This is a genomic window from Shinella sp. JR1-6 (genome assembly GCF_004284735.1).
Taxonomy (GTDB): domain Bacteria; phylum Pseudomonadota; class Alphaproteobacteria; order Rhizobiales; family Rhizobiaceae; genus Shinella.
On sequence record NZ_SHMI01000044.1, the window covers coordinates 1 to 22849 of the forward strand.

The 22849-nt window shown below is 63.1% G+C and carries 17 protein-coding genes and 1 pseudogene; 16 read left to right on the forward strand and 2 right to left on the reverse strand.

The window, feature by feature from the left end:
- Positions 1–461 precede the first annotated feature (461 nt).
- Both EXZ48_RS36005 and EXZ48_RS36010 read right to left on the reverse strand, forming a co-directional pair.
- A pseudogene (locus EXZ48_RS36005) lies at positions 462–611 on the reverse strand (transposase); the annotation flags it as partial.
- A 170-nt stretch (positions 612–781) separates the two neighbouring features.
- A complete protein-coding gene (locus EXZ48_RS36010) occupies positions 782–1063 on the reverse strand; it encodes a transposase (protein WP_371260173.1) in 282 nt (93 codons plus the stop codon).
- A 125-nt stretch (positions 1064–1188) separates the two neighbouring features.
- On the opposite strand from EXZ48_RS36010, the gene EXZ48_RS31905 reads away from it, so the two are divergent.
- The 16 genes from EXZ48_RS31905 to EXZ48_RS35340 all read left to right on the forward strand — a co-directional run.
- Positions 1189–2148 (forward strand): TAXI family TRAP transporter solute-binding subunit, encoded by a 960-nt coding sequence (locus tag EXZ48_RS31905; protein ID WP_130520978.1) that lies wholly within the window; start codon positions 1189–1191, stop codon positions 2146–2148.
- Between the two features lie 76 nt (positions 2149–2224).
- Complete coding sequence (locus tag EXZ48_RS31910) at positions 2225–4330, forward strand: TRAP transporter permease (RefSeq protein WP_130520980.1); 2106 nt, start codon at positions 2225–2227, stop codon at positions 4328–4330.
- Positions 4327–4722, forward strand: a complete 396-nt coding sequence (locus EXZ48_RS31915) for a DUF1850 domain-containing protein (protein WP_050746731.1) — start codon at positions 4327–4329, stop codon at positions 4720–4722. The genes EXZ48_RS31910 and EXZ48_RS31915 overlap by 4 nt, the downstream gene beginning before the upstream one ends.
- Before the next feature lie 93 nt (positions 4723–4815).
- Positions 4816–6630 (forward strand): ATP-binding protein, encoded by a 1815-nt coding sequence (locus EXZ48_RS31920; protein WP_063832190.1) that lies wholly within the window; start codon positions 4816–4818, stop codon positions 6628–6630.
- The gene (locus EXZ48_RS31925) at positions 6627–7988 is read left to right on the forward strand and encodes a sigma-54 dependent transcriptional regulator (protein ID WP_023512248.1); all 1362 of its coding nucleotides are present in this window, start codon (positions 6627–6629) and stop codon (positions 7986–7988) included. The genes EXZ48_RS31920 and EXZ48_RS31925 overlap by 4 nt, the downstream gene beginning before the upstream one ends.
- 60 nt (positions 7989–8048) lie before the next feature.
- A complete protein-coding gene (locus EXZ48_RS31930) occupies positions 8049–9332 on the forward strand; it encodes a DUF2254 domain-containing protein (RefSeq protein ID WP_130520981.1) in 1284 nt (427 codons plus the stop codon).
- A gap of 90 nt (positions 9333–9422) precedes the next feature.
- On the forward strand, positions 9423–10580 hold the full coding sequence (locus tag EXZ48_RS31935; RefSeq protein WP_037405248.1) for an osmoprotectant NAGGN system M42 family peptidase: 1158 nt from the start codon (positions 9423–9425) through the stop codon (positions 10578–10580).
- 156 nt (positions 10581–10736) lie between these two features.
- Positions 10737–12302 (forward strand): ABC transporter substrate-binding protein, encoded by a 1566-nt coding sequence (locus tag EXZ48_RS31940; protein ID WP_023515640.1) that lies wholly within the window; start codon positions 10737–10739, stop codon positions 12300–12302.
- Between the two features lie 30 nt (positions 12303–12332).
- Complete coding sequence (locus EXZ48_RS31945) at positions 12333–13280, forward strand: ABC transporter permease (protein ID WP_023515641.1); 948 nt, start codon at positions 12333–12335, stop codon at positions 13278–13280.
- The gene (locus EXZ48_RS31950; protein ID WP_130520983.1) at positions 13277–15061 is read left to right on the forward strand and encodes a dipeptide/oligopeptide/nickel ABC transporter permease/ATP-binding protein; all 1785 of its coding nucleotides are present in this window, start codon (positions 13277–13279) and stop codon (positions 15059–15061) included. Before EXZ48_RS31945 ends, EXZ48_RS31950 begins: the two co-directional genes overlap by 4 nt.
- Positions 15058–15855, forward strand: a complete 798-nt coding sequence (locus tag EXZ48_RS31955) for an ATP-binding cassette domain-containing protein (RefSeq protein ID WP_130520985.1) — start codon at positions 15058–15060, stop codon at positions 15853–15855. Before EXZ48_RS31950 ends, EXZ48_RS31955 begins: the two co-directional genes overlap by 4 nt.
- A gap of 6 nt (positions 15856–15861) precedes the next feature.
- A complete protein-coding gene (locus EXZ48_RS31960; RefSeq protein ID WP_130520987.1) occupies positions 15862–16665 on the forward strand; it encodes a FadR/GntR family transcriptional regulator in 804 nt (267 codons plus the stop codon).
- A 114-nt stretch (positions 16666–16779) separates the two neighbouring features.
- Positions 16780–18555, forward strand: coding sequence for an N-acetylglutaminylglutamine amidotransferase (locus EXZ48_RS31965; RefSeq protein WP_130520989.1), 1776 nt, complete (start codon positions 16780–16782; stop codon positions 18553–18555).
- 1 nt (position 18556) lies between these two features.
- Positions 18557–20359, forward strand: coding sequence for an N-acetylglutaminylglutamine synthetase (gene ngg, locus EXZ48_RS31970; protein ID WP_130520991.1), 1803 nt, complete (start codon positions 18557–18559; stop codon positions 20357–20359).
- Between the two features lie 2 nt (positions 20360–20361).
- Positions 20362–22572 carry a mechanosensitive ion channel domain-containing protein gene (locus EXZ48_RS31975; RefSeq protein ID WP_024270013.1) on the forward strand — a complete coding sequence of 737 codons (2211 nt, stop codon included), beginning with the start codon at positions 20362–20364 and terminating at the stop codon, positions 22570–22572.
- A gap of 73 nt (positions 22573–22645) precedes the next feature.
- Positions 22646–22849 (forward strand): hypothetical protein (locus EXZ48_RS35340; RefSeq protein ID WP_207900562.1); only part of this gene is annotated, 204 nt, incomplete at its 3' end.

Sequence of the window (22849 nt, forward strand, 5' to 3'; positions counted from 1 at the left end):
ATCGATCAACCTTGGAAGATTATGTCCATCGGCCTACGAGACTGGGCACACAGGTCATGATCAATGCTCGTTGGTATGAGGTCCACTATAGCTCTCAGCGACAGTCGCCAGCTTGGCTTCGTCATTAAAGTGCCCACGACGACCTTTCTCACCTATCTCCAGCCGACTGATCTGCGGGTGACCGCTGCTAATGATATCCATGGTTAAATCACTGGCTATATTGACGTCGATATAGCCGGAGCCTTACCAAAATTCTCAATTGAGCAAGGCGTCCTTCACCGAATGTGTATGTTTCGACGAGCGTCTCTCAGGGTTGGGTTACCTAGCGCTCGCGGATAAACGGCATCCATAGTTTGACTGCGGCGATTGCGACGAAGCCGAGATAGGATTCCTTTGTCTTGTCATAGCGGGTCGCAACGCGCCGCCAGTTCTTGAGCTTGTTGAAGAGCCGCTCGATCTGGTTACGCCATTTGTATTTGGCTTTGTCGTGTGGGATCGGCGTCGTAACCCTTGTCGGCGAGGAAAGCTTCGACCCGGTCGGAGATCATCCGGAACAAGGACGCAAAGCCTTGGGTATCATGCGTCTGCCCGGGCGTCAGGACAAAGCCGCGCGGACGGCCTTTCGCATCGCAGCGGGCATGGAGCTTGGTGGTGAAGCCGCCGCGCGATCGACCAGTTCAGCCAGAGTTTCGAGCATTGCTTCGAACACACCGGTCTCAACCCAGCGTCGATATCGGCGGAAGACGCTGTTCCACTTGCCGTATTCATCAGGCAAGTGTCGCTATTGCGCAGCCGTACGCGCCATCCACATCATGCCTTCGAAATAGCGCCGATTGTCCTGAGCAGGGCGGCATCCGCGCCCTCGCTCAGCGGGAAGAAGCGGACCGATCACCGCCCACTCATCGTCTGTCAAACCAATCCGTTCGCCCAAGGCTGCCTCCAAATGGAAGCCTTGAATCAAAACCCGACTCCGCAGTGAACCTTTGTCCACGAACGCTAGACGGATATCCACCTTCAGCAAAAACTTGCCAAATGTCATCCTCGACGAGTAATTTCTTGCCATTCGCGAAGCGCGCCACACGGCCCCACCTTAGCATGTCAACGGCTTTGATCTGGCCTGACTCTTGCTATCTAAACAACGACGCGGACGTGAGAGCTGCGTCATTTTGCCAAACGGGAGGAGTTTCCATGAAAAACAAGTTGAAGCGCGCCGTCATCATAGCTGCTACCGGCGTATCCATCGCCTTCACCACGGCCGCCGCCGCGCGAGCAGACGAGTTCATCAACGTCCTGACGGGCGGCACGTCCGGCGTCTATTATCCACTCGGCGTCGCACTCTCGAAAATATACGGCGAAAAGATCGCAGGCTCCCGCACCCAAGTTCAGGCCACCAAGGCTTCTGTCGAGAACCTGAATCTCCTGCAACAGGGCCGCGGCGAAATCGCCTTCGCGCTGGGTGATTCCGTCAAACTCGCCGCGGAAGGCAATGCCGAAGCCGGTTTCAAGGCACCGCTCGACAAGCTGCGCGGTATAGCCGCCATTTACCCGAACTACATTCAGATCATGGCGTCGAAGGAGTCCGGGATCGCCACACTCGCCGACTTTAAGGGGAAGAGCCTCTCTGTCGGCGCGCCGAAATCAGGTACAGAACTGAACGCCCGTGCCATCTTGGTGGCGGCCGGGATGAGCTATGACGATCTAGGCAAGACGGAATATCTGCCATTTGCCGAATCCGTCGAGCTGATGAAAAATCGTCAGCTCGACGCCACGCTGCAATCGGCCGGCCTCGGCGTCTCGTCGTTTAAGGACCTTGCCACCTCGCTCGACGTGCAGATGGTTTCCGTTCCCGAAGACATCGCCACAAAGCTCGGCGCGCCCTACATCGCCGCCACCGTTCCGGCGGGCACATACCAGGGCCAGGACAAGGATGTGCCGACGGTTGCGGTGGTCAACTTCCTCGTGACGCACTCGGAGGTTTCCGACGAAACCGCCTACCAGATGACCAAGCAGCTCTTCGAGAACCTGCCGGCCATGGTCGCCGCCCACAAGGCGGCCGAGCAGATCGATCTGAAAGAAGCGCTGAACGGCATGCCCATCCCGCTGCATCCGGGCGCCGAACGCTACTACAAGGAAAAGGGGCTGCTCTGACCGTTTAGCAACGACTGTGCGGCGGTGGAGGATCGCCGCACAGATACCTTAGTAGTCCGTCGCTCGGGAGGAAACGATGCACGACACCAATGGACCGGCCGACGGCGCTGCCGCCGCGCTGAGCAAGCATGACGCCCTCGCGGGCACGTTCCCGGCGACGAAAGAAGGGCGGGTGCTCTTTGCGATCGCCTTTCTGTTTTCCCTGTTCCAGATCGCAACCGCCGCACATCTTCTCGATCCGCCGAGCCAACTCGTCCGGGCAATCCATGTCGGTTTCGTCACGGTCCTGATCTTTCCGCTGCTCGCCGCCATGGGGACCAGGAGCGGAGCCGCCCGCGCGATCGCCTGGAGCCTTTCTGCGCTCGGAGCAGCCGTCGCCTTCTACCAATGCTACGAATATGCCGACCTGCTGGTGCGGGCCGGCGATCCATTGCCGCAGGACATCGCCTTTGGCGTCATCGGTATCGGCATCGTCTTCGCCGCCGCCTGGGCCTTGATGGGACCGGCCCTGCCGATCATCTCGGGCGCTTTCCTCGCCTACTGCCTGTTCGGCGAATACCTGCCCTCGCCGCTCAACCATCGCGGCTATGCCTTCTCCCAGGTCATCGACCACATGGCCTATGGCACGGAGGGCATATACGGCATTCCGACGCTGGTTTCCTCAAGCTACATCTTCCTCTTCATCTTGTTCGGCGCCTTCCTGGAAAAGGCCGGCATGATCCAGCTTTTCAACGATGTATCGCTCAGGCTCGTCGGCGCGCGGCGCGGCGGAGCGGCGAAGGTGGCGATCATTTCGTCCGGCCTTATGGGGACGATCTCCGGATCGGGCGTCGCCAATGTGGTGACGACCGGCCAGTTCACCATTCCGCTGATGAAGCGCTTCGGTTATCGCCCCGCCTTTGCCGGCGGCGTCGAGGCCACCGCCTCGATGGGCGGCCAGATCATGCCGCCGGTCATGGGTGCCGTCGCCTTCATCATGGCCGAGACGCTTGGCGTCGAATATCACGAGGTCGTCAAGGCCGCCCTCATTCCGGCAATCCTCTACTTCGCGTCCGCCTTCTGGATGGTCCATCTGGAGGCAGGCAAGCGCGGGCTTCTCGGGCTGCCCCGTAACGAACTGCCCTCGGCCCGCGCCGCGATCACCAAGGGCTGGTATCTGGTCCTGCCGCTCGCCGCCCTCGTCTGGCTGCTGTTCTCCGGCTACACGCCCCTCTTCGCCGGCACCGTTGGCCTCGGCTTCACGCTGCTGCTGATCCTCGGCAGTTCCATCGCCCTTGGCCTTCCATCGACCGCGGTCCGGGTGATCTTCTGGATCGGCCTCGGCCTCGTCGCCGCCGCCTTCTTTAAGTTCGGCATGGAGGTCGTCGTCGTCGCGCTGGCGGTGCTGGTCCTTGCCAATGGTATCTGGAAGGGCGGCCGGGAGACGCTAGCCATCTGCCGCGACGCGCTGGCGGATGGCGCCAAGACCGCGCTGCCGGTGGCCATAGCCTGCGCGCTCGTCGGCATCATCATCGGCACGATGACGCTGACCGGGGCGGCCAACACCTTCGGCCAGTTCATCGTGTCGGTCGGCGGCAAGAGCCTCTTCCTGTCGCTGCTCCTGACCATGGTGACCTGCCTGGTGCTCGGCATGGGCATTCCGACGATCCCGAACTACATCATAACTTCGTCCATCGCCGGCCCGGCATTGCTCGAACTCGGCGTGCCGCTGATCGTCAGCCACATGTTCGTATTCTATTTCGGCATTCTCGCCGACCTGACGCCGCCGGTAGCGCTCGCCTGCTTCGCGGCAGCCCCCATCGCCCGCGAAAGCGGCCTGAAGATCTCCTTCGAGGCCATCAAGGTGGCAGCCGCCGGCTTCGTCATCCCTTTCATGGCGGTCTATTCGCCGGCGCTGATGCTGCAGGAAGGAGGGCCGCTTGCCGCGTCGCTCGGCTATCCGGCGGCCGTCGCCTATATCGTCTTCAAAACGGGCTTCGCCATCGGCCTTTGGGGCGCCGCGGTGATCGGCTTTGCCGCCGTCCGGCTCAACCTCTTCGAACGGGCGCTCGCCACCGCTGCCTCCTTCAGCATGCTCGCCGCGCTGCCCGCGACGGATGAGATTGGCTTTGCGCTCGGGGCGGTCTTCGCTGTCCTCATCTGGCGCAGGGCGCGGGCAGCGGCCGCGCCGGAAGCGGCATGAGCACCCTGCTGTGCATTGCCGGCGGCAAGGCCATCGCCCTTGCCGCCGGTCTCTTCACCTTGGGCTGGACCCATTCGGTTGAGAAGACCGCATGGCAGGAAAGCTGGGCCGTCACGCCGGACGGGCTGGTGCTGCGGGAGGCGCGGGTGAAGGGCTCGGGCGCCGGCATGGAGCCTGGCGAAGGCGCGCGCCGCAAGGACGGCTGGTGGGTGTGGGAGCCGCATGCCGCACCGCTCACCACACTGGTCCTCGCCTCGTCCGGCGCCACCGGCTCCGGCTGGACGCTCTGCGCGGCGGACGGCTGCCGGGAGCTTGGCCGCGACAAGGGAGAGCCTGTCGTGCTGCGGCCCTGCGCGGATGGCGAGGCGATATCGCGGGAGCCCGGTAAATGATCCGTCTCACCGGGGGCCAATCTCCTGTTCTTTTCGCATGCAAGGAACGCTAAGCTCATGGGTGAGAGAAGCGAGAGACGGATCGGCCCGAAAATGACTCGCACCATCGGTCGCATGACGATCGCCATGCTTGTCGTCACCTGCATAGCGCCCTTCGTCGCCTACTACCTGGCAAGCGGTGTCGCCATTGCCACGCTCGAAGGCCAACTCCAGCGCAGTCTCGTCCTGACCAATCGCGCCATCGAAACGGAGATCGAGCGTTTCCGCTACTTGCCGATGGTGATCGGCGAGGACGCGCGCATCCGGGCGATCGCAGGAACGGAGCGCGGCGAAACGGCACTCGACGCGGCCAACGCCTACCTGGAAACCATCGTCCGGCAGGCCGGTCCCGCCGAACTCTACGTGCTCGACGCGCACGGCGTGACCCTTGCGGCGAGCAATCATATGACGCCGGAGAGCTTCGTCGGACAGGACTACAGTTTCCGCCCCTATTTCCGGTATGCGATGCGCGAAGGCGAGGGGCGCTACTATGCCATTGGCGTGACGACCGGCAAGCCCGGCTACTTCCTCGCCTCGCGCATCGATATTGCCGGAAAGCCGCCCATCGTCGTCGTTGTCAAGGCGGACCTGTCGCCGCTGGAATTGGCCTGGGAGGCGGCCGGCGTACAGACCGCCATCGCGGATCGCTGGGGCATCGTCTTCCTCTCGGGCAACCCAGACTGGAAGTACCGTCCGCTGGCGCCGCTCGGAACGGAGGCTTTGGCGCGGCTTGCGGCGGAACGCACCTACGAGGGCGCCGACCTTGCGGCCCGCAGGCCGATCCTGCCGGAAGGGGTGGGCCTGCCCACCGGCGCTCTGGAGGACCCGGCGCTTCGCATCGCACAGGGCGGCGCGCCGCTGCTCGCCCGCTTCTCGACGGTCGAGCCGGACGGCTGGCACGTGCTGGCGGCAACCGGTACCGGGGACACGGCCAAGCTCGCCGGCTTCTGGGCGCTCGCCGCGCTGATCGCCGGTCTGCTGGCGACGGGCGCGCTCTATTTCCTGCACCAGCGCGCCCAGATCATCCGCATGCGGCTGCGGCAGGGTGAACTGCTCGAACGCATGGTGGCCGAACGCACGCAGGATCTCGCCTGCGAGATCGACATGCGCCGCAGGACCGAGGACGAGCTGCGCCGTGCCCAGGAGGGCCTCATCCATTCGGAGAAGATGGCGGCGCTCGGCCGCATGTCCGCGGCCATCGTGCACGAGGTAAGCCAGCCGCTCGCCGCGCTCGACGCGACGCTCGCCACCGCCGGCGTGCTGGCCGGCAGGAAATCCGCCGAAGCCGCAGGCGCGCGCATCGTCGATGCCCGCTCCCTCGTCAAGCGCATGCAGCGCACCGTCAAGCATCTCAAGACCTTCGCGCGCAAGGATGCCTCGGACCTGGAGGACGTTTCGATCGACAGTGTCATCCGCAACGTGGTGGATCTCGCCGCCCCCCGCACGAAAAGCCTCGGCATCACCCCGATCATCGAGGCACTGGCGCCTTCGCCCGTCGTGATCGCCGTCGCACTGAAGCTCGAGCAGGCGATGCTCAACCTCCTCCTGAACGCGCTGGATGCCGTGGAGGGGCGTCCCGATCCCGCCATCACCATCCGCCGCACGCAGGATGCCGACCACGTCGAGGTGGCCATCATCGACAACGGAGCGGGCATCGCACCGGAGCATCGCGAGCGCATCATCGAACCGTTCTTCACCACCAAGCTGACGGGCGAAGGCCTCGGCCTCGGCCTGTCCATCGCCACGACGATCGTGCGCGAATGCGGCGGCGAGATCCGCTTCGCCGAAGTGCCGGACGGCGGAACCTCCGCCACCGTCTCCGTGCCGCTTGGCAGACGCGGCACCGGGAGCCTGGAGGCGGCGCAATGAACCGTGGCCGCATTCTTCTCATCGACGACGACCGCGACCTTCTGAAGGCCGCGACGGACTGGCTCACCGTTAGCGGTTTTTCCGTCGAGGCATTCCACCGGCCGGAGGAGGCCTTTACGGCGCTGCTGCGTGCCGAGCCCGATGTCGTCGTTACCGATGTGCGCATGCCGGGCATCGACGGCATGACCTTGCTCAATTCCACCGTGCGCCAGAAGCGGGACGTGCCCGTCGTGCTCATCACGGCCCATGGCGATGTCGGCCTTGCGGTCCAGGCGATGAAACAGGGCGCGGAGGACTTTCTGGAAAAGCCCTACGATGCCGACCGCCTGCTCTCCGTCCTCGACAAGGCCGTGGAGAAACGGCGCATGAAGCGGGAGATCGTGCGCCTTCAGGGCCTGGTCGGCGGCAGCGAGAAAAAGGATGCCATCGTCGGCGACAGTCCGCCGATCCGCGACCTGCGCAACCGCGTCGCGACGCTCGCCGATGTCGATATCGATGTCCTCGTCATCGGCGAGACGGGCACCGGCAAGGAGCTTGTCGCACGGGCTCTCCACCGGCTCAGCCGGCGCGCCGCCGGTCCCTTCGTCGCGATCAACTGCGGGGCGCTGCCGGAGGCCATCTTCGAAAGCGAGGTCTTCGGCCATGTGAAGGGTGCCTTCACCGGCGCGATCGCCGACCGCGAGGGCAAGTTCGAACACGCCGCCGGCGGCACGCTGTTTCTTGACGAAATCGAATCGATGCCGCTCGGCCTGCAGGCGAAGATCCTGCGCGTGCTGCAGGAGAGAGTCGTCGAGCGCCTCGGTGAAAACCGTCTGCGATCCGTCGACGTGCGCATCGTCGCAGCCGCCAAGAGCGACCTGACCGCCGACATCGCCGCCGGGCGCTTTCGCGAAGATCTGTTCTATCGCCTTGCCACGGCCGATGTCCGCATTCCGTCATTGCGCCAGCGGCGCGACGATATCGGCCTCCTGTTCGGCCATTTCGCCTCCCTTGCGGCACATAGATACGGCCGTCCCGTTCGGGCGGTTCCCGCCAGGCGGATCGAGCAACTCCGGCAGCAGGAGTGGCGCGGCAATGTGCGTGAACTCAAGGCACAGGCCGAGCGTTTTGCCCTTGGGCTCGACGAACCTGCCGCGACGGTGCGCGACGCCTCCTTCAAGGACGATACGCTCGCCCTGCCGGAGCGGCTGGCAGCGTACGAGGCGCATGTCATCCGCGAAGCGCTGGAACGCAATGACGGCAACACCGCCCGCGCCGCCGCGAGCCTCGGCGTGCCCCTTCGCACTTTGACCGAAAAAATGAGCCGCCGCGGTCTTGCGGGCCTGCGCAAGCGCCGCCAAGACCGCGGCCAGGATTGACATCGACATGGGCAGGCAGGCGCAGAACATTTTGTCTTCGGAACTGCACAGGGGTTGCTAATGACGTCGCGATGGGGGTGGCTGCTTTCGCAGCTTGGGCGCCGGATGTGGGTCCGGGCAACGTTGTTTTCCATTCTCGCCATCGTGACGGCATTGATCGCCATCGTCTTGGCCCCGTTCATTCCCGGGGACCTTTCGACCCGCATCGGGGCCGACGCGGTGGACAACATTCTCGGGATCATCGCTTCCAGCATGCTGACGGTCACCACCTTCTCCTTGAGCACCATGGTTTCCGCCTACTCCGCCGCGACGAGCAACGTCACGCCGCGCGCGACGAAACTTGTGATGGAGGACAGCACGACGCAGAACATGCTCGCGACCTTCATCGGCTCCTTTCTCTTTAGCCTCGTCGGCATCATCGCCCTCAGCACGGGGGCTTACGGCGACCAGGGCCGCGTGGTGCTGTTCCTCGTCACGATCGGCGTCATCGTGCTCGTCATCGTGACCCTGCTGCGCTGGATCGATCATCTTTCGCGCCTGGGGCGTGTCACAGAAACGACGGAAAGGGTCGAGGCCGCGACGATCGAGGCGATGCGCGCCCACTTGCAGCGCCCTCATCTCGGTGGTCAAAGGCTGGCGGACAGGGCGGACATCCCCTTCTTCGCCAAGCCTGTCTTCATCGACAGGATCGGATATATCCAGCATCTCGATACCGGCACGCTCTACGATATCGCGGCCGCCGCCGAGTCGCGAATCTTCGTTCACCTGATCCCCGGCCAGCTCGTGGATCCGACAAGACCCGTCGCCTTTCTCGACGGCGGATCGGAGCAGGACGCCGAGGAAACGAGAGCGCGGATCGCCACCTGCTTTTCGGTAGAGGACGTCAGGACATTCGATCAGGATCCCCGGTTCGGCGCCTCCGTTCTGGCGGAAATCGCCTCGCGCGCCCTCTCCCCGGCCGTCAATGACCCGGGCACGGCCATCGATGTCATCAGCCGGGCATTGCGGGTCCTCGCCGTGTGGACGGAGCCGGTCGAAGCCGGCTACGATGCTGAGGTGCTCTACCCCAATGTCCATGTCCCCGCGATCGAACCGGGTGACATCTTCGACGATCTGTTTACCCCGATCGCGCGGGACGGCGCGGCGATCGTGGAGGTCGGCATCCGCCTGCAGAAGGCATTCGCCACGCTGGCGAACTTCCGCCAGCCGCAGTTCCGTGCAGCGGCGGAGCGGCACTCGAAAGAAGCGCTCGATCGCGCCGCCCTGGCCCTAGGGCTGGAGGGCGACCTGCACAGGTTGCAGGAGGCCGCAAAAAGCGTCCGAGATACTAACGATCTGAAATAAAATGAAAATATCGCAAGAACATCGTACCGGAAGATGATTTTCCGGCCGCGATTGTTGACGCAGGCGGCCGTTGGCTGCGACAAAGCCCCGATGCAGACACCTGTTACAATCGATCCAGAATACCTGACGACCCGGCTGAAAGCGCTCCTCGACATACCGAGCCCGACCGGTTTTACGGACGAGGCCGTTCGCTACACGGCACGCGAACTCGAAAGCCTTGGCCTGGAGGTCAAGCTGACCCGCCGCGGCGCGATCCGCGCGCGCCGCCCCGGAGCGGCCGAGCGGCCGGCGCGGGGCATCGTCTCCCATCTCGATACGCTCGGCGCGCAGGTGAAGGCGCTGAAGGACAACGGACGGCTCGAACTCGTGTCGATCGGCCATTGGTCGGCGCGCTTCGCCGAGGGCGCGCGGGCCTCGATATTCTCGGACAAGGGCACCTATCGCGGCTCGATCCTGCCGTTGAAGGCGTCGGGCCACACGTTCAACGAAGAGGTCGACACGCAGCCGACTGGCTGGCGCCACGTCGAGCTGCGCATCGACGCGCTGGCGCGCGATCGCAAGGACATCGTGCAACTCGGCATCGATGTCGGCGATATCGTCGCCATCGATCCGCAACCCGAATTTCTCGAAAACGGCTTCATGGTCTCGCGCCATCTCGACGACAAGGCGGGGGTTGCGGTCATGCTCGCCGCTCTGGAGGCGATGCAGCGCGAAGGTATCGAGACACCGGTGGACACCTACTGGCTCTTCACGATCGGCGAGGAAGTGGGCGTCGGCGCGTCCGCCGTGCTGGTGCCGGACATTGCCTCGCTTGTCGCCATCGACAACGGCACGACAGCGCCGGGCCAGAACTCGGACGAATTCGGCGTGACGCTCGCCATGGCGGACCAGACGGGTCCCTTCGACTACCACCTGTCCAAAAAGCTCTTCCAGCTTTGCGGCGACCACGGCATCCGCGTCCAGAAGGACGTGTTCCGCTATTATCGCTCGGACGCCGCCTCGGCCGTCGAAGCCGGTCATGACGTTCGGACCGCCCTCCTCGCCTTCGGCGTCGATGCCTCGCACGGCTACGAGCGCATCCACCTCCATGCGCTGATTTCGCTGGCGCGGTTGGCCGTGCACCACGCGGCGAGCGAGGTTCAGATCGAACGCGACGCGGAGGAGATTTCCGGCCTACGCGGCTTCACTCGCCAGGACGTGAAGCAAGCAGAACAGGACCTGAGTGCGGACAAGCCGGACACACCCTAACTGCACTATCGCAGCGGTTTGCCCGCACGTTTTGGACGTTCGGACGGGTGCTGAGCCGCGCGAACGGCTATTTAATCATGATAGATTGTTGTCATACTCATATCTATCGCTATAAATACACCTATCGAACGACGCCAAATCGAAAGGATCTTTCCTATGAAGAGGCTATTTCGCAGTGTCTTTACGGCTGCCACCCTCACCTGTGCTACCCTTTCGGCGGGGCCGGCCACAGCCCAGACCCCGGCCAACGTTCTTGTCGTCGGCCAAATAGCCGAACCCCAGTCCCTCGATCCGCACACGGTCACGGCGACCAACGACTTCCGCATCCTCGTCAACCTTTACGATGGCCTGGTGCGGTTCAAGGACGGCACGCTGGAGGTTGAGCCGGCGCTTGCCGAAAGCTGGGTAATATCCGAAAACGGTAAGACCTATCGCTTCAAGCTCCGCGCGGGCGTGAAATTCCATGATGGTTCGGATTTCACCGCCGAGGCGGTGAAATTCAACTTCGACCGCATGCTGAACAAGGACCATCCCTTCTACAATACGGGGCCGTTCCCGTTGTCCTTCAACTTCGCTTCGATCGCGTCCGTCGATGTCGTCGATGCGCACACCGTCGAGTTCAAGCTGAACGAAGCCTTCGCGCCGTTCCTCTCCAATCTCGCCTATCCAACCGGTCTGATCGTCTCCCCCGCGGCGGTGGAACAGCACGGCAAGGACTATGGCCGGGCGCCCTCCGGCACAGGCCCCTTCAAATTCGTCGAGTGGCTGTCGAACCAGCGTGTCGTGATCGATCGCAACCCCGACTACTGGGGCGGCGCCGCAAAGCTCGACGCCGTGGTGTTCCGGCCAATCACCGACACCAATACGCGCGTTGCGGAGATGATGGCGGGCGGCCTGGACGTGATGGTCGAGGTGCCGCCTGATAACCTCGCGACCTTCAAGCAGGACGCCAAATTTTTGGTCGCCGAGCAAGCCGGGCCGCATGTCTGGTTCACGATCCTCAACACCAAGCAAGGCCCTTTCGCCGACAAGCGCGTGCGCCAGGCGGCAAACTACGCGGTCAACAAGGAAACGCTCGTCACCAATGTTCTGCAGGGCACCGCCACGGTCGCCGCAGGCCCCATTCCGCCGGCGTTCAACTGGGTGGAGAATACCGTCGAGCCCTATGCATACGATCCGGAGAAGGCCAAGTCACTGCTTGCCGAGGCGGGCGTCGAAAACCCGCAACTGACCTTCTACGTGACGGAAGGCGGCTCCGGCATGCTTGACCCGATCACCATGGGCGCAGCCATCCAGGCGGATCTTCAGGCGGTGGGCTTCAAGGTGAAGATCGAAACCTACGAGTGGAACACCTTCCTCGGCCGCGTCAATCCCGGTCTAGAGGGTAAGGCAGACATGGCCGAGATGGCCTGGATGACCAACGACCCGGACACCGTGCCCTATCTAACGCTGCGCACCGACGCCATGCCCGACAAGGGCGGATTCAACTCCGGCTACTATTCCAACCCCGAGGTCGACAAACTGCTCGAGCAGGCGCGCAAATCGACGGATCAGGCAGAGCGCGGCAAGCTGTACGGCGAGGTGCAGGCGCTGGTGCATGAGGATGCGCCCTGGCTCTTCGTCGCCAACTGGAAGCAGAACGCGGTCACGACGGCCGTCGTCGAGGGCTTCAAACTGCAGCCGTCCTTCCTTCTCGACCTGCGCAGCGTCGCCAAGCCCTAGCGGCACCTGCCACGGATACCGGGAGGTCTCATGCCGGCCTATATCATGAAGCGGCTGCTCGCCGTCGTTCCCGTGCTGTTCGGTCTGTCGGTCATCGTCTTCTTCGTGATGGCGCTGATCCCGGGTGATACCGCGACAGCCATCCTGGGAGCCTATGCCACCCCGGAAAATGTCGCGCGCATCAACCGGGACCTCGGCCTCGACAAGCCGCTGGTGCAGCAATACTTGATCTGGATCGGCAATGTGCTGCACGGCGATTTCGGCCGCTCCTTCGCGCTCAACCGGCCGGTCATCGACGAGGTGCTGGAACGGTTCCGGGCGACGCTCGTGCTGGCCGGCGTCTCGCTGGTGCTCTGCTCGGTGATCGGCCTGCTGGCGGGCATCGTCTCGGCGGTGCGCCAATTCGGCTGGGCCGACCGGGCGATCACCTTCTTCGTGCTTGCCGGCATTTCCATGCCTTCCTTCTGGCTCGGTCTTCTCCTGATCTACCTCTTCGCCGTGCACTGGCGCATCCTGCCGGCCTCCGGCATGTACGCCGTCTATGGCGGCGGCGATTTCAGGGATCTCCTCCTTCATCTCATCCTGCCGGCCGCGACGCTCTCGGTCGTGGCGGCCGGGGTGATCGCTCGGCTGACGCGGGGCGCAATGCTGGAGGTGCTGCGGCAGGACTATGTGCGGACGGCCCGCGCCAAAGGCCTGCCGGAAAGGCGGGTGGTCTACGGTCACGCTTTCCGCGCGGCGCTCGTCGGCATCATCCCCGTCATCGGCATCCAGGCCGGCTTCGTACTGGGCGGCGCGGTCTATATCGAGACGGTTTTCCAGTGGCCCGGCATCGGCGCGATGCTGGTCAAGGCGATTTCGACGCGCGACATCCTGCTGGTGCAGGGCGGCGTGCTCGTCGTCGCGGCCAGCTATGTGCTGTTTAACCTTGGTGCCGACATGCTCCAATCGATGCTCGACCCGAGGATCCGCGTATGAGCGCGCCTGCCGCAATGTCGGCCTCGGCTCGGCTCCCCGCCTGGCGCCTGCTGGTCAACAACCGGCTGGCGACAGCCGGATTGTGCATCATCGTCCTCATCGCGCTTGTCGCGCTGCTCGTACCGCTCCTGCCGCTTCCCGACCCGGATGCGACTGCGCCGGCCGATCGCCTGAAGCCGGTGCTGACCGCGGGGCACCTTCTCGGGACCGACCAGCTCGGCCGCGACATCCTCAGCCGCCTACTGTGGGGCGTGCGCATTTCGCTCGCGGTCGGGTTTGCCGCCACGCTCATTGCCGCCCTCCTCGGCTCGGCGATCGGTATCGTGGCGGGTTATGCCGGCGGGCGCACGGACAACCTGATGATGCGCGGCATCGACATATTGATGGCCTTTCCCTACATCCTCCTGGCGCTGGCCATCGTCGCCGCGCTCGGCTCCGGCCTCCTGAACGCGCTCTACGCCATCGCCGTCGTCAACATCCCCTTCTTCGCCCGCAATGTGCGCGGCGTGACGCTAGGCTATACGCATCGCGAGTTCGTCGACGCGGCGCGGCTCTCCGGAAAAGGCCCGGTCGCCATCGTACTGACGGAGGTTCTACCCAACGTTCTGCCCGTCATCGTCATCACGATGTCGACGACGGCTGGCTGGATGATCCTCGAAACGGCGGGGTTGAGTTTCCTCGGCCTCGGCGCGCAGCCGCCGCAGGCCGATCTTGGCTCGATGCTCGGCGAGGGACGCGCGCAGCTCTTCACCGCACCGCATGTCTCCATCGTGCCGGGCGCGATGATCTTCCTCGTCGTCATCAGCCTGAACCTTCTGGGCGACGGCATCCGCGACGTGCTCGATCCGCGCCTGCGCTCCGGCGCGCTCGCCCGGCCCGGCCCCGTCACGGAGGTCGCGCGTGATCGCGTTGCGCCGAAAAACACGGCGCGGAACGCCGTCCTTGCTATCGAAGGGCTCGAGACCGGCTTCCGACGCAGCCGTGGCGTCGTGCCGGCGGTGCGGGGCGTCTCCCTCCATGTCAAGCCGGGCGAATGCCTCGGCCTTATCGGGGAAAGCGGCTCGGGCAAGAGCGTGACCGCCCTTTCCGTCATGGGTCTCGTCGCCTCGCCGCCCGGCCTCATCCGCAACGGGGCAATCTACCTGATGGGCGAAGACGTGCTGGCCATGCCGCCGACGCGCCTCATCGCCAGCCGGGGAGCCCGCGTCGCCTATGTCTTCCAGGACCCGCTGACGACGCTGCACCCCATGATGGCAATCGGACGCCAGGTGGAGGAGGCGATCGCCGCCCACCAGCCGCTCGGCGCGACAGAGCGCCGCGAAAAAGCGATCGCGCTGCTCGACAAGGTCGGCATCCCCGAGGCCCGCGCCCGTGCCGGCCACTACCCGCACCAGCTTTCGGGCGGCCAGCGCCAGCGCGTCGGCATTGCCATGGCGCTCGCTAACGATCCTGATGTCATCATCGCCGACGAGCCGACCACCGCCCTCGACGTGACCGTGCAGGCGCGTATCCTGGAACTGATGCGCGCTCTTCAGCGCGAACGCGGCATGGCGCTTGTCTTCATCACGCACGATTTCGGCGTCGTGTCGGAAATCTGCGACCGCGTGGCCGTCATGAAGGACGGGGAGATCGTCGAGACCGGCGAAGCGCGGGCGGTGCTCGCCAATCCGCAGCATGCCTATACGAAACGGCTGATCGCCTGCGTCCCGGAACTGGGAAGCGGAAGCCGTTTCCTCGACCGCATGGCCGCGCTTTTCCAGAGGGAGGCGGGGACGTCATGACGGCTCACGCGATCGAGATGCGGGAACTCAGCAAGAGGTTCGGCGGCGGCAGGAGCCTCTTCGGCAAGCCGCGTCATACCATAGACGCCGTGAAATCCGTATCGCTCGATCTTCGGCGCGGCGAAACGCTCGCCCTGGTCGGGGAGAGCGGTTCGGGCAAGAGCACCCTTGCCCGCATGCTTGTCGGCCTCGAAACGCCCACTTCCGGCAGTTTCGCCATCGGCGGGAGGGATGCCAGCGGATTGCGCCGGGACGGGCCGAGAGCCTTCGGCAAGATGATCCAGTACGTGTTTCAGGATCCGGTCGCCTCGCTCAACCCGCGAAAGACCGTCCGCGACATCCTTGAAAGCCCGCTCGCCCTTCTCAACGGCTACGCCCCCTCCCGGCGGCGCGTGCGGATGCAGGAACTGCTCGATGCGGTGCAGATGCCGGCCGACACGCTTGAACGCTATCCGCACGAATTTTCCGGCGGCCAGGCCCAGCGGATCGCCATTGCCCGGGCGCTGGCGGCCGACGCGCAAATCCTCGTTCTCGACGAGCCGGTGAGCGCGCTCGACGTGTCCGTGCAGGCGCAGGTGCTTCTCCTTCTACGTGACCTGAAAACACGCTTCGGTCTGTCGTATCTCGTCATCAGCCACGACCTTGCCGTGATCGAGGCAATCTCGGATCGCGTCGCCGTGATGTATTTCGGAGAAATCGTCGAGACGGCGCCGGCTGACCGACTTTTTGCCGACCCTGAACACGCCTATACACAGCGGCTTGTCGCGAGCGCGCCTCGCATCAGGAGAGAGTGACGACAGATGTCTGGCATCGATGAGAAACAAAACCCGGCAGACGACGGCAGGCGCCTTTTCACGCCCGCCGGAAAGACGAAGCGCCGGCCAGAAGCAATCGCCGATCTCTTGAAGGACTATATTCGGACGGAAGGCCTTCTGCCCGGCGCGCGCCTGCCGCAGGAGCGCGAGCTGATTGACCGTTTCAAGGCGGCTAAGGGCACGGTGCGCGAGGCGATGAAGGCATTGGAAACGCAAGGCCTCATCTTCACTCGTAGCGGACCAGGCGGCGGCGCCTTCGTTGCCCAGCCCTCCGCCCAGCACGCCATGGAGCTCTTGTCGACCTATTTCTTCTTCGACGAGCCGAGCCTTTCCGACATCTACGCCATCCGCAAGGCGCTGGAACCCGAAGTGGCCGCGCTGCTCGCCGGACGTATCACCGACGAACAGCTTGCCCTTCTCGAAAGTACGATCCGGATATACGACCATCCGCCGGGCGGTGCAGAGGAACAGTATCGCCAGCGCGTGGCCGAGCTCGATTTCCATTCGCAGCTGGCGCAGCTCTGCCCGAACCCGTTGCTCGGCTTTCTAAGCGGCCTGATGCACAATCTGCTGCGCGAACTTCCTCTCGCCCGAAGCATCTACGCTGATCCGGCCCCCAGTTCGCGCGAGGAAGGGCTGTCGTTCCAGTACCGGCTGATGGCCTCTTTGAAGGACGGGCGAGTGGAGGACGCGCGCCGTATCGCCGGCGAACACATGGCGTTTGCGGAGGCCTACATGCTCGCCCGCGCGCAAACAGTCGGAAAGGCTAAGAGGGGCAATCTTCAATGACCGGGGAACAACCGGAGCGCTGGCGCATTGTTTTCAGTTAGCGTCAGGGCCGTGGATATCTTCACGGCCCTGATGTTCCATTTTGTACTCACAAAGGAGGTTTCAGCCCAGTTCATGTGTGGTATTTGCGGAGAAGTCAGGTTTGACGGCGGGTCCCCGTCGGTGTCGGCAATCTCGATCATGGCAGACGTACTCGCCCCTCGCGGGCCAGACGCATCAGGAATCGTGGTGCGGGGAAATGTGGGGCTCGGGCATCGACGATTGCGAATTCTCGATCTCTCCGACAGATCACAGCAGCCGATGGCCGATCCTGACCTCGGCCTCTCCCTTGTTTTCAACGGCTGCATCTACAATTTCCGTGAACTGCGGACAGAGCTTGAAAACCAGGGCTACCGATTCTTCTCCGATGGCGACACGGAAGTCATCCTCAAGGCATGGCATGCCTGGGGCGTGGACTGCGTCAGCCGTTTCCACGGCATGTTCGCCTTTGCTCTACACGAGCGCGACAGCGGCCGCGTCGTCATGGCGCGCGATCGTTTCGGCATCAAGCCGCTCTATGTCGCGGACGCCGGCGGGGCCTTGCGCTTTGCCTCTAGTCTGCCGGCGATCGTCAAGGCGGGCGGTGTCGATACATCCATCGACGTCGAGGCCCTGCACAGCTACATGACCTTCCATGCCGTGGTGCCGCCACCGCGCACGATTCTTTCCGGCGTGCGCAAGCTCTCGCCGGCCACGATCCGCGTCTACGAGCGAGACGGAAGCTTCAAGGACCACCGCTACTGGGATCCGTGCTACACCCGCTGTGCGGGCGACGGCGCCATGACGCGCAGGGACTGGCAGGAGCAGCTTCTCGACGCACTGCGCACCGCCGTAAAGCGCCGCATGATCGCCGACGTGCCAGTCGGCGTTCTGCTCTCCGGCGGCGTTGATTCCAGCCTCATCGTCGGTCTGCTTGCCGAGGCTGGCCAGCGAGGCCTGATGAGCTTTTCCGTGGGCTTCGAGGAGGCCAACGGCGAAAAGGGCGACGAGTTCGTCTATTCCGATCTCATCGCCCGCGCGTTCGGCACCGACCACCACAAGATCTTCGTGCCATCCGGAAACCTGATGGAGGCCCTTCCCGGCACCATCGCAGCGATGTCGGAGCCAATGGTCTCCTACGACAATGTCGGTTTCTACCTGTTGTCCAAGGAGGTCTCCCGACACATCAAGGTCGTGCAATCCGGCCAGGGTGCGGACGAGGTGTTCGGCGGCTATCACTGGTATCCGCCGCTCGTCAACTCCAACGACGTCGTCTCGGACTATGGCAAGGTCTTCCGCGACCGCTCGCATGAGGTGCTGCGAACACAGTTGTCACAGGACTGGATTTCCGAGCACGACACCAGCGGTGCGCTACTGGAGGAGCATCTTCTGCGCGAGGGCGCGGATACCCCTGTAGACCAGGCGCTCCGGCTCGACAGCAATGTCATGCTGGTGGACGATCCGGTCAAGCGCGTGGACAACATGACCATGGCCTGGGGTCTTGAGGCGCGTGTCCCCTTCCTCGACCACGAGTTGGTGGAGCTTGCCGCACGTATCCCACCCGAGGAGAAGTTGCGCGACGGCGGCAAGGGCATCTTGAAGGATGTCGCCCGCAAGATCGTGCCGAGCGAGGTGATCGACCGCAAGAAGGGCTATTTCCCAGTCCCGCAACTCAAATATATCGCCGGTCCCTATCTCGAGATGATCCGCGACGCACTTCATTCGCAAGCGGCTCGCGAACGCGGCCTTTTCCGCGAGACCTATCTCGAACGCCTGCTCGAGAAGCCCTCGGACCATATCACGCCGCTGCGTGGATCCGAGCTGTGGCAGGTCGGGCTTCTCGAAATGTGGCTTCAAGCCCAGGGGGTGTGACGTGAAGAAGGTAGAAGAAAAGACCACGCCGCGCCAGGCAGCCAGGACCCGCAGCACCAAGGGGGCGAGCGCGGTGAACCATCGCCTGAAACAGTTGCGCACCCGCGCGCAGCCCGGCCGCCATCTCGGCCGGCCGGACGCGTCGGAGAAACAGAAAAAGGATGTGGTACTGGACTGTGGTTGGGGCCGGCTGCTGTTTGCACAAACATTTTCGAAGGACGAGACGCTTCTGTCGAAATTTCGCGAGGAAGCGCCGTCAAGCCGGGATATCGCCTTTTACGTGCAGGATCCGCATGTGCTGCTGTCGCACGCCCCGCAGGAGGTGTTCCTAGACCCCTCGCATACATTCCGTCTTGACCTGTCGACCTATCGCGCGAGGAGCCGCCGCCTTCGTGCCATCAACATCCGTCGGCTTGCCACGGATGCCGACGCCGACGGCATCAACCGCATCTATGGCGCCTGCGGCATGGTCCAGATCCGCAAGGATTTCTTCTCCTCCGACAGGGATAACCGCCCGGTGACTTATTTCGTCGCCCAGGACGAGACGACCGGCGAGATCGTCGGCACCGTGACCGGGATCGACCACCAGCGCCTGTTCAACGACCCCGACCGGGGCGCCTCGCTCTGGTGCCTCGCGGTCCATCCCGACGCCCGCCAGCCCGGCATTGGCGAAAGGCTCGTCGGCAAGCTGGCCGAGCATTTCCAGGCACGGGGCCTTTCCTGTCTCGACCTATCGGTCATGCACGACAACGCGCAGGCAATTAAACTCTACGAGAAGCTGAACTTCCGACGCATGCCGCTTTTCGCGGTCAAGCGGAAGAACGCGATCAACGAGAAGTTCTTCGCCATGCCGCACCAGTCCTATGATGCGCTGAACCCCTATGCCCGGCTGATCGTTGACGAGGCGACGCGACGCGGCATTCATGTCGACATCACGGATGCCGAGGGCGGGTTCTTCCGGCTCTCCCATGGCGGCCGGTCGATCCATTGCCGGGAGAGTCTTTCAGAGCTTACTTCGGGCGTTGCAATGTCGATAGCTGATGACAAGGCCATTGCCCGACGCGTTGTTTCAGCAGCCGGCCTTGTCGTACCCGATCAAATGGAGGTGGGTGAAGACCGCGCAGTAATTGCAGCGTTTTTGAGGAAGAACCGAAAATTAGTTGTGAAACCGGCGCGCGGCGAACAGGGCCGTGGCATTTCCGTCGGCATCACCACGCAAGAGGCACTCGATCAAGCGATCGATGAGGCGCGCGGTGTCTGCGACCGGGTTTTGCTCGAAGCCTGCTTCGAGGGCCATGACCTCCGTCTTGTGATCATCGATTTCAAGCTTGTCGCCGCGGCCGTGCGCCGCCCTCCCTGTGTCATCGGTGATGGCCGGGCTACAATCGCAGCACTTATCGCAAAACAATCACGACGGCGTCAGGCAGCAACTGGTGGAGAAAGCCGAATTCCCATGGATGCGGAAACGCACCGGTGCCTCGCCGAACAGGGGCTGAATCTCGATTCGATTCTCGACGACGGACATGAGGTTACCGTCCGCAAAGCCGCAAATCTACATACCGGTGGCTCTATCCATGATGTCACTGACACAGTGCATCCCGATCTCATCGCAGCTGCCTGCCGCGCCGCGCGGGCAATCGATATTCCGGTGGTCGGCATTGACTTGATGGTCAAGACCCCGTCAGAACCGGAGTACGTTTTCATCGAGGCGAACGAACGACCTGGCCTTGCCAATCATGAACCGCAGCCGACAGGAGGGCGTTTCGTCGATCTTCTGTTTCCCGGTACCAAGACAGAAATTTGATTATGGCCTTCATTCCACTGCGTATCATTTGTCTGCTGGCTACTCTTTTGGTTGCGTCTGTCATGCCTGCAGCCGCGCAAGAGCCGCTCGGTTTAGAGAATTCCCAGGAACTATCGGCCGGTTCAGCAAAGCTGCAGGACCTCATTGACATCCTGCGCGACGACAAGACACGGCAGACCTTTCTCGACGAATTGCAGAAGGTCGCCGACGGAACAGCCGCCAAGGACATCGCCGAGACGCCATTGGCCGAACCCCTCGGCAAGCAGATGGCGGATGTGACGCGGCACTTCGCCGAGCGGGCGGTTTTTTCCATCATCGTTTTCTCCCGGCAACTCGCTGCGGCACCAGCAACATTGTCAAACATCAATGGTGGGGAAGCTGAGGTACTTTTTCGCGCCGCACGTGATCTGGCGCTGGTGATTGTCGTCACCTATGGCGTTTTCGCAGTCCTTCGGCTGGTTGCACGCAGAATCTACCGCTCCTTCGGGCGACGCGCGACGACCGCGGGTTTCCTCGAAAAAGCCTTTCTGGTCACCGCTTCTGTGGCTTTCGACATAGGCATCGTCATCGCCGCCTGGGGCGCTGGATATCTTGCCGCTCTGACCGTCTTCGGAGAGCTTGGGCGCATGGATATCCAGCAGACACTCTATCTCAACGCCTTCACCGCGGTGCAGATGGCCAAGGTGGCAACCAGGGCCATACTGTCGCCATCCACCAGCGAGCTTCGCCTTATACATGTTTCGGACAGAGCCGCCCGGCGCACGAGCCGCATCCTCGCATGGATCATCAGCATTCTCGGCTATGGCCAGCTTCTTCTCCAGCCGATTCTTTCACAGGCCGTTTCGGCCGCTTCTGGGCAGGCGGTGTCCGCCCTCGTTGCGCTTGTCGCCCTTGTCATCGCCGTATCAGCAACATTGGTAAACCAGCGTGCCGTAACCGAGTGGCTGCTGGCAACCCCCGAACACAATCCACGTAGCCGTCGCGTCCGCTTCATCGCGGCGCGCTGGCACTGGCCAGTATTGGTCTATCTGGCTTTCCTATTCTTCGTCGTGCTGATCGGGCCGGCCGAGCGGCTGTTCTCCGTTCTCGGCGCCAGCGCCCAGACCTTTGTCGCCATCATCGTCGGCTTCGTCTTCGCTGACTGGCTAGCGCGCACGGTCCAGAAGGGCGTTCGCCTGCCGAACAACATCAATCGGCGACTCCCGCTGCTGGAGCGTCGCATCAACGGCCTCGTTCCCCGTTTCCTCACACTGCTGCGCTTCCTCATCATTGCCACCGTGATCGCCTTCGTAATCTCGGCCACCGGCATCTTCGACGTGGCGGCCCTCATGCAGTCGCGCATGGGCCTTGCCTTTACAGGCGCGGCGGCGTCGGTTTTCGTCATTCTGCTCGTCGCCTATGTCGCCTGGCTGACATTGACATCATGGGTGGACTATCGGCTCAACCCCGCCTTCGGTACAATCGCCACCTCGCGCGAAACAACACTCCTCACCCTCTTGCGGAACGCCATGACTATCGCAATCGTGGTGGTCGCCCTTATGTTCTCCCTATCGCAGATGGGACTGGACATCGCGCCGCTGCTCGCTTCGGCGGGTGTACTCGGACTTGCTATCGGTTTCGGCGCGCAGAAGCTGGTGCAGGACGTTATCAACGGCGTATTCATCCAGTTGGAAAACGCCATCAATGTCGGCGACGTCATTACAGTGGGGGGCACAACCGGCACCGTGGAACGTTTGACGATCCGTTCCGTCAGCCTGCGTGATGTGACAGGCGCCTATCACATCATCCCCTTCTCCTCGGTCGACATGGTGACAAACCTGATGCGCGACTTCGCTTACCACGTTGGCGACGTGGGCATCGCCTATCGTGAGGATGTGGAGGACGCCAAGGCCGCACTGTTCGAAGCTTTCGAGCAGTTGCGCGCCGATCCGGAAATCAATGGCGTCATTGTCGGCGAGATGGAATGGTTCGGCGTTCAGGAACTTGCCGACAGTGCGGTGATTGTCCGCGTCAGGATAAAGACGCTACCGGGCAAGCAATGGGGTGTCGGACGCGCTCTGAACGGAGCGGTCAAGCGAGTCTTCGATGCTCGCGGCATCGAAATGCCCTTCCCACACCAGACAATCTATTTTGGAGTAGACAAGAACGGTGGCGCTGCACCTGCTTTTGTTTCACTCGTTCAACAATCTAGCACTGAAAATGGCGAGACATGATTTGCATGGAACAGTGTGAACCATATTATAGGGTGAGGGAGATTGACATTCCAGCAATGAATGAGAGCGAAAATTGACAAAAGTTGACGTAACACAAATCGAAAAGGCATGGAGAAGATGGTGGAATGAACTCGGCCATGTCGCCCGCTGCAACCGCGACCCTGCCCGCACGAGAGAGGCGTTCGATGCGGGTTATCTAGCCGCCTTAATGCATAGCACCGGACGTTTTGGCGACGAGAGGCAGGCTTTTGCTGGCTGCGCGACACCGCAGGCAAGT